This window comes from Luteolibacter sp. Populi (assembly GCF_040801775.1).
In the GTDB taxonomy this organism is placed as follows: domain Bacteria; phylum Verrucomicrobiota; class Verrucomicrobiia; order Verrucomicrobiales; family Akkermansiaceae; genus Haloferula.
The window spans coordinates 5,068,919-5,080,536 of record NZ_CP161812.1 but is presented as its reverse complement, the minus strand read 5'-3'; the positions used below and the strand labels follow the sequence as shown (position 1 = coordinate 5,080,536).

11 protein-coding genes are annotated in these 11,618 nt (G+C 63.3%); 5 read left to right on the top strand and 6 right to left on the bottom strand.

The features are described from left to right. Positions 1-333: 333 nt before the first annotated feature. Complete coding sequence (locus ABWK72_RS20570) at positions 334-2,184, top strand: histidine kinase (RefSeq protein WP_367871456.1); 1,851 nt, start codon at positions 334-336, stop codon at positions 2,182-2,184. Beyond that, positions 2,165-2,857, top strand: coding sequence for a LytR/AlgR family response regulator transcription factor (locus ABWK72_RS20565; RefSeq protein WP_367871455.1), 693 nt, complete (start codon positions 2,165-2,167; stop codon positions 2,855-2,857). Before ABWK72_RS20570 ends, ABWK72_RS20565 begins: the two co-directional genes overlap by 20 nt. Positions 2,858-2,938: 81 nt before the next feature. On the opposite strand, the gene ABWK72_RS20560 is transcribed toward ABWK72_RS20565, so the two are convergent. Continuing rightward, entirely contained in the window at positions 2,939-3,961 is a 1,023-nt protein-coding gene (locus tag ABWK72_RS20560) for a glutamine synthetase beta-grasp domain-containing protein (protein ID WP_367871454.1), read from the bottom strand. A 238-nt stretch (positions 3,962-4,199) separates the two neighbouring features. On the opposite strand from ABWK72_RS20560, the gene ABWK72_RS20555 reads away from it, so the two are divergent. After that, positions 4,200-4,967, top strand: coding sequence for a PP2C family serine/threonine-protein phosphatase (locus ABWK72_RS20555; RefSeq protein WP_367871453.1), 768 nt, complete (start codon positions 4,200-4,202; stop codon positions 4,965-4,967). Positions 4,968-5,004: 37 nt separating this feature from the next. After that, positions 5,005-5,673, top strand: coding sequence for a 4'-phosphopantetheinyl transferase superfamily protein (locus ABWK72_RS20550; RefSeq protein ID WP_367871452.1), 669 nt, complete (start codon positions 5,005-5,007; stop codon positions 5,671-5,673). 67 nt (positions 5,674-5,740) lie between these two features. Here ABWK72_RS20550 and ABWK72_RS20545 read toward each other — a convergent pair whose 3' ends face one another. Then, the gene (locus ABWK72_RS20545; RefSeq protein ID WP_367871451.1) at positions 5,741-5,986 is read right to left on the bottom strand and encodes a hypothetical protein; all 246 of its coding nucleotides are present in this window, start codon (positions 5,984-5,986) and stop codon (positions 5,741-5,743) included. A gap of 358 nt (positions 5,987-6,344) precedes the next feature. Between ABWK72_RS20545 and ABWK72_RS20540 the strand changes: the two genes are divergently transcribed. Continuing rightward, positions 6,345-7,202, top strand: coding sequence for a hypothetical protein (locus tag ABWK72_RS20540; protein WP_367871450.1), 858 nt, complete (start codon positions 6,345-6,347; stop codon positions 7,200-7,202). On the opposite strand, the gene ABWK72_RS20535 is transcribed toward ABWK72_RS20540, so the two are convergent. The 4 genes from ABWK72_RS20535 to ABWK72_RS20520 are packed head-to-tail and all read right to left on the bottom strand — an operon-like array spanning position 7,159 to position 11,361. After that, on the bottom strand, positions 7,159-7,755 hold the full coding sequence (locus ABWK72_RS20535; RefSeq protein ID WP_367875361.1) for an NTP transferase domain-containing protein: 597 nt from the start codon (positions 7,753-7,755) through the stop codon (positions 7,159-7,161). The two genes, ABWK72_RS20540 and ABWK72_RS20535, sit on opposite strands and share 44 nt — an antisense overlap. A gap of 17 nt (positions 7,756-7,772) precedes the next feature. Continuing rightward, positions 7,773-8,720, bottom strand: a complete 948-nt coding sequence (locus ABWK72_RS20530; protein WP_367871449.1) for an XdhC family protein — start codon at positions 8,718-8,720, stop codon at positions 7,773-7,775. Between the two features lie 2 nt (positions 8,721-8,722). Next, positions 8,723-10,903 (bottom strand): molybdopterin cofactor-binding domain-containing protein, encoded by a 2,181-nt coding sequence (locus ABWK72_RS20525; protein WP_367871448.1) that lies wholly within the window; start codon positions 10,901-10,903, stop codon positions 8,723-8,725. Then, positions 10,900-11,361: a (2Fe-2S)-binding protein gene (locus tag ABWK72_RS20520; protein WP_367871447.1), complete on the bottom strand. Its 462-nt coding sequence runs from the start codon at positions 11,359-11,361 to the stop codon at positions 10,900-10,902. The genes ABWK72_RS20525 and ABWK72_RS20520 overlap by 4 nt, the downstream gene beginning before the upstream one ends. Between the last annotated feature and the right edge of the window lie 257 nt (positions 11,362-11,618).

Genomic DNA, 11,618 nt, shown 5'->3' with positions numbered 1-11,618 from the left:
AAGTGGTTCGTTTTCCTTTTGAACGGTCGCATTGGGACTGCGAGCGGTAGGGATCTTGAAGACGAGCCAAGTGAAGGACGGTAGTAGACGGCCCAGCATCCATCGCCGGCGGTTTCCGGAGAATGCAGCACCGCGCAAAAAGAATCATTATTTCATCCCTCTGCTACCAATTGCGTCATCGCCGATACTCCTCCATCACTTCCTCACGCCGATAGCCTCGAAAGATTCAGCTCGCAATTTGCTGCAATACCCGCCTAGTAATGGCAGTCTCCGCCCCCTATCCGAGATAGCGGATTATATCCCGAATCCCGTCTTCCCTATCCTTCCCCCCTCATGCCGCTAGTTCCGGCAAAAAATTCCGGCTGGAAAGCGGTCGTCTTTATCATCTTCCTCGTCGCCCTCGCCTGCGAGGTCGGACTGCGGCTCTATTGGCACGGTGAGCAGAGTGTCTCGATGATTTGGCCGGCGGCGGGTGTCGCCGTCGCGGTGTTTCACCGCTGGGGAGGCCACGCCTTCCCTTGGGTAGTGCTGGGTTACACGTGGATTTGGGTGCGGCTTGGCTTCACTTCCACCAGCAGTGTCATGCCGATTTTGGTACCGCTGGAAGCGCTCGGCGTGTGGTCGCTGGGCTTCCGCCTTCCCCTCGTGCGGGAGGCCACGCGGAACTCGATCAACCCGACCGTGTGGCAATTGCTGCCGGTGCCGTGGCTGGCGGCTCTGCCCTGCGCGCTGGCGATCGCGGGCTTGGGGACAATCGAAGGCAGATTTGACGCAGGAGAATTCGGGATGGCCACTGCAAGAATCGCGATCTCGCACGTTCATGGGATGGTTGCCTTCGCTCCGGCCTTCGTCCACGTGCTGCGCAGGGATTTCCAGCTTCTATCCCCCGACGACCATTGGCTGGGCTTTGCCGCACTGATCGCGGCATTCGCCCTGATGGTGATGGCCTTCTCCGGCTTCTTCCATGACGTGGTGGGAATGTCCTTCGCTTCCTACCTGCCCTTCCCCCTGCTGATGGTGGCCGGAGTGTCCCTGAGACCGCCGGTGATCGCGGTCACGCTGATGCTGTGGTGCATTGCGACCACGCTGATCACCAATCTGGGCATGGGGCCCTTCACCACGGCCACCCATCTCAATCCGCTGGAGCTGGGGATCTACAATCTGGTGATCTGCTACACCACCTACCTGATTTCGGTGGGAACGACCCATCTGATCTGGCAATTGCGGCGCAACGAGCTGACCATGGAGGCCGCCGGTGTGGAAGTCTGGGAGTGGGACGCACGACGCGGCTTCCACTCGGTCAAGGGCGACCGCGAAGCGTTCCGGATCAACCATCGATACGCCGGCGCACCGGAGACCGCCCACGAAGGGCTGTCCCGCTTGAGCGGTAAGACTGCCGGAACAAACGGCGGCATCCCGGACCACTGGAAAGAGCGGCTCGAACCCCGCGACGGCACCGCCGAATTGCTGCTGTCCGCCGGACGCGTCACTTCCCGCCAGCGCGACGGGACCGCGCAGGAGGCGATCGGCATCCTCCAAGACCTGAGCATGCTGCGCAAAGCGGAGGAAGCCCTGATCGCGCTGGGTCACCAACGGGCACTGCTCAAGAGCCTGCAAGTGCGCTTGAACCCCCACTTCCTCTTCAACGCGCTGAACGCTGTCCGCGCGCTGATCCACATCGACGCCAGACAAGCCTCCGATGCGGTGACGACGCTAGCGCGGCTGCTACGGAAGAACCTGAAAAACGTCGAGCGCCCGCAGATCCCGCTGGCAGACGAGATGCAACTGGTGAGGGACCTCTTCGCCATCTCCGGCTGGCGCTTCGGCGACCGGCTGTCCACGCAGATCACGATTCCAAGGAAGGCCGAAAACGCTCTGGTGCCGCCGATGGCAGTCTTCAATCTGGTGGAAAACGCACTCGTCCACGGAATCGAAAAGAGCTCGGGAAGCGGGTTGGTCACGGTCGCTGCGGAGGTCTCCGGCGGCAAGCTGACGGTGCGCATTTCCAATCCCGGACAGCTCGCCGCGCCGCTGTCGCCGGGAGTCGGAATGCAGGATGTTCTGCAGCGCTTGGAATTGCTGTATGGCGCGAACGCGTACTTCTCCCTGACTCAAGCTGGTGACAATCTCATCGAAGCCAGAATGACCCTCCCCTTTCAAGACAATGAATCTATTGATCGTTGACGATGAGCCATTGGCCCGGGCGGAACTGCTCAGGCTGTTCGGGGAATTGCTGCCCGGATTCCGGGGCACGGAGGCGGCGAATCTCACCGAGGCCCGCTCCGCACTCCTGCGGGAGACCTTCGACGGAATCTTCGTCGACATGGAATTGGGGGGAGCCTGCGGGCTCGAATTGCTGCCGGACGCCAAGGCCAGCGGCACGCCGGTGGTGGTGAGCACCGCCCACGAACGCTTCGCCGTGGATGCCTTCGATGGCGAGGTGGTCGACTACTTGCTGAAGCCGGTGGAGATTTCCCGATTGTTCCGGGCGATCACCAAGATCTCCCGCCAGCAGAAGTCAGGAGATGACGAGGTTATCCTGCTGAGCGATCAATCGCACTGCTGGCCGGTGAAACCCGCCAGCTTGCTGATGGTGGAGGCGGAAGGCAGCTACTCGACGGTAACCTTCACCGACAGGAAGCCGCTTACGGTGTGCCGCAGCCTGAGGGAAATGGAGCAGGTCCTTCCGGGCAGGTCCTTCATCCGGGCGAACCGGAGCCAGATCGTGAACCTCAAGCAGGTCCAGGTGATCCATCGCCAGGGAAGCGGCAAAATGGTGGCCGAGCTCAACGGTCACGGCGAAATCGAGTTCTCCCGACGGCAGGCCCAATCGTTCCGGGCCCGCTTCTTCGCCTGAGAACATTCCGCCCGGGAACGAAAAAGGCCGCCCGGTTTCCCGAGCGGCCTTGGAAGGAATTTCCCACGGACCGGAAACCGGTCAGGGAAGCGGCACTTCCGCGATGGTCTTCAGCACGCGGCTGGAGATCTGGTACGGATCGCCCTGCGAGTTCGGACGGCGGTCTTCAAGGTAGCCCTTGTAGCCGGCGTTGATGAAGCTGTGCGGGACGCGCACCGAGGAACCGCGGTCGGCGATGCCGTAGGTGAACTTGTCGATCGACTGCGTTTCGTGCAGGCCGGTCAGGCGCATGTGGTTGTCCGGACCGTAGACGGCGATGTGCTCGTCCAGGTTCTTGGCGAAGGCCGCCATGAGCGCTTCGAAGTATTCCTTACCGCCGGTTTCACGCATGTACTTCGTGGAGAAGTTGCAGTGCATGCCGGAGCCATTCCAGTCGAGGTGCATACCGAGGGGCTTGCAGTGGTAGTTGACGTCCACGCCGTAGCTTTCACAGAGGCGGTTGAGGATGTAGCGGGCGACCCACATTTCGTCGGCGCACTTCTTGGAACCCTTGCCGAAGATCTGGAATTCCCACTGGCCCTTGGCCACTTCGGCGTTGATGCCCTCGTGGTTGATGCCGGCTTCAAGGCAAAGCTCGAGGTGTTCCTCGACGATCTGGCGGGCGACGTCACCGACGTTGCTGTAGCCCACGCCGCAGTAGTAAGGGCCCTGGGGACCGGGGTAGCCACCCTTCGGAAAACCGAGGGGCGCGCCGTCTTCCCAGAGGAAATACTCCTGCTCGTAGCCGAACCAGGTGTCCGGATCATCGAGAATGGTGGCACGGCTGTTGGACGGGTGCGGGGTGACGCCGTCAGGCATCATGACTTCGCACATCACCAGGATGCCGTTGTTGCGGCTGCCGTCCGGGAAGAGGGCGACGGGCTTGAGGACGCAATCCGAGCTACGGCCTTCCGCCTGTTGGGTGGAGGAGCCGTCGAAGCCCCAGTTCGGGAGCTGATCGAGGGTCGGGAAGGAATCAAAATCCTTCAGCTGAGTCTTGCTACGGAGGTTCGGGACGGGGGTGTAGCCGTCGAGCCAGATATACTCCAATTTGAACTTGGGCATCGTTTTGCTAGGTTGTGACTTCGGATCGCGTGGTTAGTGCGGATGATTTCGGAGCAGGCCCGCGTCTCCGCGTTCACTGCTCCGCACGTGGAAAAAGCAGTTCACGGGCCAAGCTACAAGTGCGGGACGACATTTTCTTTTTGCCCGCACCCGCGCGGTTCGCGCAAGATCGCCGCCGAACGTGACCCGAGACGCGCCTGAAAACCCGCCGCAGCCTTTGTCTATCAATTGGTCCGGCATGACCCACGTCGGCCGCTTCCGGACCAACAACGAAGATGCTTTCCTTGCCTTGAATTTCGATGCCCGCGAAATCCGCTACCTCGGCAAGACCGGCGGCGGAAGCCTGGGAGAATCCGACTACGTTTTCGCGGTAAGCGACGGCATGGGCGGGGCGAAATCCGGGGAATTCGCGAGCAAGATCGCAGTTGAGAAAATCACCCGGCTGCTGCCGTCGAGCTTCGGCATGGCGGCCCAGCACATGGAAACGGGTTTTCAGGACATTCTCCGGGAATTGTTCGAGCGGATCCATCATTCGATCACCGATCTGGGCCGCTACTATCCCGAGTGCCACGGCATGGGTGCCACGCTGAGCCTGTGCTGGTTCATGCCGGGCTCGATGTGGTTCTGCCACGTCGGGGACAGCCGGATCTACTACCTCCCGAAGGATGGGGAGATGCTCCAGCTCACGCACGATCACTCCCATGTGGGCTGGCTGCGCCGCTCCGGGAAGATCAACGAGCGCGAAGCACGGGTCCACCCGGGGCGCAGTTCACTCTCGCAGGTACTGGGAGCCGGCGATCACAAGATCGATCCGCACATCGGCCGGGTCGATTGCCAGGTGGGCGACCGCTTCCTGATCTGCTCGGATGGGCTGATCGATGGCCTCTGGGACCGGCGGATCGGGGAATTGGCGCGGAGGCAACTCTGTGCGGAGACGCTTGTGAAGGAGGCGGTGGCGGATTCGGGCCGGGACAATACCACCGCGCTCATGATCGAGGTGAGTTGATTGGCCATCCGCAAGAAAAGGGTCCAGCATTCCGCCCGTGGTTCCTGACCTTCCCGCAGCCGGCACCGTCATCGTCCACATCGTGGACCCTGCATCGGTCGCAGACCCGCACGGGGATCTGATATCCGCTGAGCAGGAACTCGCCGCCCGTTTCCGTTTCGAGAAAGATGCCGTCCACTGGCGGGCCTGCCGCGCGGCTCTGCGGCGAATCCTGGGGCGGGCGCTTGGAATCCCCACGCCTGAACTGACCTTGATCACGGGTGAATTCGGCAAGCCCGCCTTGCCGGAGCCCTATATCGGCCTGCACTTCAACCTCTCCCACTGCGAGGATCTCGCGCTGGTCGCCCTCTCCAGGGAGGGCCCCGTGGGTGTGGACATCGAAGCCGCCGGACGTGCGCCTAGCCTGCTAGGCTGCGAAGCTTCCTTCTGCCACCCGGAGGAGATCGCCCTGCTGCCGGACCAGGAAGGGGCTCGCGCTGCCGCCTTGCTGGAAATCTGGACGCGGAAAGAAGCCCTATTGAAGGCCCTGGGCACCGGCATGTCGCTGGCTCCCGAAACCGTATCGCTGGCTGGCAAGGAGTCGCATCCCCGCTTGGCACCATTCACGGTGCGGCACCTCTCGCACCCCTTGCTGGCACGCCACGTCGCCCGACTGGCGGTGCAGGAAGGGGTGGCCAAAGTGAGCTACGACATTTTTCAGGGGTGAGCCCATCGACAGCGCATCGTGTTCATGGCAAAACAGTCGCGCGAGATAGCCTGATGGCAGACCTGATTCAATTCCACTGCCCGGCCTGCGGGATCACCCTGAGCGTGCCGCCATCCGCGGCGGGCTTCACGGGTCCCTGTCCGCGCTGCCAGCAGGAGATCATCGGGCCCGATCCGACCCAGGGAAAAAAGGCCCGGCGCGCGGAGTTGCGGCCCGCGGTCAACGCGCCGCCGCTTGAATCGCCCGTGGTATCCCCGGTCGCGACCGTGCAACCCGCGCCGGCCCCTGCGTCCTTTTCGGGATCGAAGGCCAACGATCCATTCAGCCCTTTCGCGCGAAGGGCTCCAGTGGCTCAGAGCATCCCCTCCCCGCAACCTACCTCGGCCTCGCAGCCTGCTCCGGCCTCGCAGCCTGTCCCGACCCCGCAGCCTGCTCCGACCCCGCAGCCTACCCCGACCCCTCAGCCTGCTCCGGCTCCGCAACCAGCTCCGGTTGAGCAGATGATTCCGTCGGACTATTCTCCGGAGGCTTCACCCTTTGCCACCCGGACCGCGCCATTGCCACACGCCGATGCGGCGACGCCAGCGGCACCTTTACCGACGGCCCCCCGCGCTTCGAAAGCGACAAGCCCGCCCGCCAAGCGAACCAACCCGGCAGCCACCGTTCTAATTTTGTCCATCGCCCTTGCCGCAACCACCGGGTTGATCATCGGCTATTTGATCGGCTGCACAAAAGCGCAGACTGCCAAGGAGCCCATCGCAAAAGCGAAGACGCACCCGCCGTCGCAACCCGCTCCAAAGTTGGTCGAGCCGGTGCCGGAACTCCCTGCCCCACCCGATCCGGAACTCGCAGCTGCGCCGGACAAGCCGGACGAGCCAGCCGACGAAGGTCCACCCTTAAAAATCCTCGCCGCGCCGGAAGCAGCCCTGAAGGCCTTCCTCTTGGCACCGGATTGGCACGCGCGGCTCAAGCACGTGGCAAATCCCGAGGAGATGGCCGAAGTGATGAAGGGTTACTACGCGGAAGAGCACGACGGCCCCATAAACCCGCTTTCCGTGGCCGTTCAGGAGTCTCGCGATGACAGCGCAGGGGTCCCGGATTTCTACATCTATCTCGTGACCACCGGGCAAGCACCAGAAGGCTTCCCCGTGGCGGTCATGAACCGGGAGGGGGGCTGGAAAGTCGATTGGGGAAGCTTCGTGGAATTCCATGACGACCACTTCAGCCGCTTCGCCGGTGGCCAGGCGGGCGATAAGGGCGCCTTCCATCTGCTAGTGCGAATCACGAATTTCGCACCGAAGCGGGAAGGGTTCACCGCCTTCCGGCTCGATCCGCCGCTGCCGGACCGGGACCGCTACGGATTCGTCCCGACCGGCTCGGAACTGCACGAGATGCTCAAGAAATCCACCGACTGGGGAAAGCCCGGCCATGCGGTCTTGCGCCTGATGCGGCATCCGGGGGAGGACGGGAAAAACTGGCTGGAGATCACCGAGCTTCTGGCCACGGAGTGGTGGCCCGAGAACCCGTGAAGCGCTCCCATGCTTCGGGAGTGTCGATGTCCAAGGCTCCTCCGGGAAAGTCGATCGTGGTCACGGCATCCGGGAATCGGGCGGCGAGAACCTTTGCTCCTTGGTCGCCCCGCAGCAGGACGAGTTCGGCGAAGTGACAGCGCCGGAAGAGCGAAGGTGGACCTAGGGTCTTTCCATGATCGCAGAGGACGATGGAAATCTTGCCCTCCTCAAGTCCGGCTGCGAGCGAGCCTAACAGCTCTGTAGTGACCAGCGGTTGATCCGGCAGGAGGACGAACAGGGCATCGAGATCCGGCGCGAGTTCCGCGAGACGCGAGACCCCGGCAGCGAGCGAAGAGCCCATTCCTTCCTGCCACGATTCATGGACCAGCGTCTCGATCCGCTCCGGACAGGGACGCTCCAGGACTTCGGAGGCGTGGCCACCGAGGACACGGAGGACCGGATCGCAACGGGCATCGAGTGCCGTCAGGCAAGCGCGGTCGAGCAAGGTGAGGCCCTGCCACTCCAGCAATTGCTTGGCAGCGCCGAAGCGGCTTGCGCGACCGGCCGCCAGGATGATCGCGCCGGTTTTCAGACGGGCTGCGGCTGAGGATGAATGGTGCCGATGCGCTCGCGCAGGAAGCCTGCACTGGCTCCGGCGAGCACCGCCTGGATCTCCGCGACAATCGCCAGCGCGATGGTCGAGGGGTGATGGCCGCCGAGATCGAGACCGACGGGCGCGTGGAAGCGATCGGTGACCGAAGGATCTTCTAACAGGCCGAGGGACCCGAGTTCGGCCAGAAGGGTTTCGCGGCGGCGGCGCGAACCGAGGAGGCCGACGTAGCCGTAGCCCGCCGGCAGGATCTCCCGCAGGAAGGCTAGATCGGTGGCGAGGTGGTGGGTCATTACCAGGATCGCCGTGGCCGGATCCGGGCGGAAGTGGGCGGTAAAATCCGGTGCCGCGAGGGAGCGGATGCTCTCGCCGGCGACTACCGGAGTTTCGACAATCATGCGCTCGTCGCGTAGAACGCGGTGGCACTCCCAACCCAAGGCGGCGGCGAAGCCGAGGACTGGATCAAGATCGGGAGTCCAGCCGACACCCACGAGGCGCGGTGGCGGGACTACCTTTTCCAAGAGTTCGTCAGCCCCGGCTTGCGTATCGATGCGCGTGCCCGCAGGACCCGTGACGATGGCAATGCCTTTGCGCTCGCGGAGCGAGGCTTCGATGCGGGCGGGCAGGGCGTGCGCAATCTCCTCGATGAAAATGTGAAGCTTCCCGGGACAGCCGAAGTGGGGACGGGTATCGATGACGATGCGCCGCGGCTTGCCTTCCGCGAGCACGCCGCGGGCAGTGTTGGCAATACCTTCCTCAAGGCAGCCGCCACTGAGCGAACCGCAAAAGCTGCCGTCCTCTCCGATCAGCATCCGCGCGCCGGGCTGGCGGTAGCTGGAGCCCTCCCGAGCAACCAATGTAGCGAGGGCGAGCCTTCCGGGGGAGTGCTTGCGGGCGAAGTCGAAGAGGAATGGCCAGTCGGACACGATTAGCTCCAGCTTAGATCCTGTTTCGCGAGGGGCAAGGTGCGGATGCGCTTGCCGGTGGCGGCAAAGATCGCATTGCAAATGGCGGGGGCAACGGGCGGCAGCGCGGGCTCGCCGAGGCCGGTGGGCGGGTAGTCGGACTTGGCAAAGTGGACTTCCACCGGCGGGGCATCCTTGATGGTGATGAGCGGATACTCGTGAAAGTTACTCTGCTGGACGGCACCCTTTTCGACCAGGATTTCCTGGAACCATGCGGCGCTGAGGCCGTCGATCATCGAGCCCTGGACCTGGTTCTCCGCGCCGCTGAGATTCATGATCGGGCCGACATCGGCGGCGGCGCTGAGCTTGTTGACCTTGAGCTTTCCCGCCTTGCTCACGCTGACATCGGCCACCACGGCCACGTAGCCGAGATGGCTGAAGTGGAAAGCGATGCCCCTCCCCCGCCCGGCTTCGAGCTTCTCGCCCCAACCGGACTTCTCCGCCACGAGCTTCAGCACGCCTTTCATGCGGGTGGCATTGTAGGGCTGGCCGCGGCCACCGCTGGGCGGCACCTCGCGGTCATCGCCTAACAATTCCAAGCGGAATGCGAGCGGGTCTTTCTTCGCGACATGGGCCATCTCATCGACGAAGCCCTGGATCGCCCAAGCAAGGGCACAGGAGCCCGGAGCACGCCAATAACCGAGCGGCGTATTGCTGGCGAAGACCGTTTTCTCCAGCAGGAGGTTCGGGACGAAGCGGCTGGGAAACTCGTCGCCGCCGAGATCCGCACCGTTGCCGGGGCGGTCCTCGTTGTTGAGGCCGAAGGTCACGAAATGATCGGCCCAGGTGTCGATCTTGCCCGAGTCATCGAGCCGGCCGCGGAAGCGGTGCCAGCCGCCGGGGCGATAGTAGTCGTGGGCGAGATCCTGATCGCGGGTCCATGTCACCTTCACCGGGGTGCCCTCCAGCTTCTGCGCGATCGCGGCGCACTCGACCATGAAGTCACCCATCAGCCGCCGGCCGAATCCGCCGCCGATGCGGGTCATGTGGACCGTGATCTTGTCCTTTGACAGCTTGAGCGCCTTCGCAATGCCATCGATACCGCTGCCGGGATTCTGAGTCGGTGCCCACATTTCGAGGGCCCCGTCCTTGAAGACCGCGGTGCAGTTCTGCGGTTCCAGATTGGCGTGGGAAAGGTGCGGGTAATGGTAGGTGCCCTCGACGGTCTTGCCATCGTCCGGCAACTCCGGATTGCCGCTCTTGCGGATCTCGTTCGCGGCTTTGCCCTTCAGGACTTCGGCAGCTTTGGACGAGTGTGCCGCGAAGCTTTCTCTTTCATCCGCGTCCCAGGTGACCTTGAGGGCATTCTTCGCCTTGAAGGCGCTCCAGGTATCGTTCGCGATGATGGCGATGCCGGGCAGCAGGCCGTAGTGATCCTCGCTGCCTTCGAGGACAAAGGCATCGGCGATCCCTGGCAGTTTCCTGATCTCGTCAAGATTGGCCTCCTTCACCTTGCCCGTGAAGACCGGGCAGCGGACGTAGGCGGCGTACTTCATGCCGGGATGCTTCTGGTCGATGCCGAAGAGTGGCTGGCCGGTGACAATCTTCGGGTTGTCGACGCCGCCGATCCGCTTGCCCAGAAGCTTGAAGTCCTCGACCTTCTTCAATGTGACCGTTTTCTCATCGGGCACCGGCAGTTTCGCCGCAGCACTGGCAAGCGCGCCGTAGGAGAGCCTCTTGCCGCTGGTCTTGTGAACGACTTCGCCGGCGATTGCCTCGCATTCGCCGGGAGAAACGCTCCACTCATTGGCCGCGGCCTGGACCAGCATGGTCCGGGCGACCGCGCCCAACTTACGATGCTTATCGTAGTTCGTGGGCGTGGACATGCTGCCGCCGGCGACCTGGCGGCCGAAGTCCTTTTCGTTCACCGGCGCCTGTTCGACGGTGACCTTTTCCCAAGGCACTTCGAGTTCCTCGGCAATGATCATCGGCAGCGAGGTCTTGATCCCCTGCCCGACCTCCGGGTTCTTCGAAAGGATGGTGACCAGTCCTTCCGGAGTGATGCGGATGAAAGCGCTCGGCGAGAAGGTCGCCGCTTCCTCCGCGGCCACGGCATTCCAAGCGCCTAGCATGAAGCCGCCGCCGGCCAGCGCGCTGATGCGGAAGAAGCCGCGGCGATCCATCGATGGGAGGGTGGTTTTCATTGGGTGGCGGCGGCGGTGTGGATGGCTTGGCGGATGCGGCAGTAGGTCGCGCAGCGGCAGAGATTACCGGACATCGCGAGATCGATGTCCTCGTCGGTCGGTTTCGGCTTTTCACGGAGCAGCGCGGTGGCGCTCATGATCTGACCGGCCTGGCAGTATCCGCACTGGGCGACATCGAGATCGCACCAGGCTTTCTGGACCGCGGTCAGCTTGCCGTCGTTGGCAAGGCCCTCGATGGTCACTACCTTTTTGTCGCCGACCGCCGAGACGGGCATCACGCAGGAGCGGACCGCCTCGCCATCGACATGGACAGTGCAGGCGCCGCAGAGGCTCATCCCGCAGCCGAATTTCGTGCCGACGAGGTCGAGGTGATCGCGGAGGATCCAGAGGAGCGGCGTATCCTCCTCGACCTCGGCTTTCCGCGGCTGGCCGTTGACGTTGAGAGTGAAGGTTTTCATCGGGGTTTCCGGATTGTGGAGATCCTAGGAGGCTCGCGCCGCGGTGCAGCAAAAAAGCGGCAAGCGGCGGACCGAGGGTTGGGAGGAAGGAGGTGGAGGTTTGTTCCCGGTTTTTTGGAAGTTGCAGCGGCGCAGCCACCGCGACCCGCGCCCCTCCGCTTACAACACAGTGGCAGCCCCACTGGGACCGCCGGGCAGAGTGGTCCCTCACTGCCTTCTCCACCTTCCGGTCCGCACAGTCAGAACGGCGCTCTCCA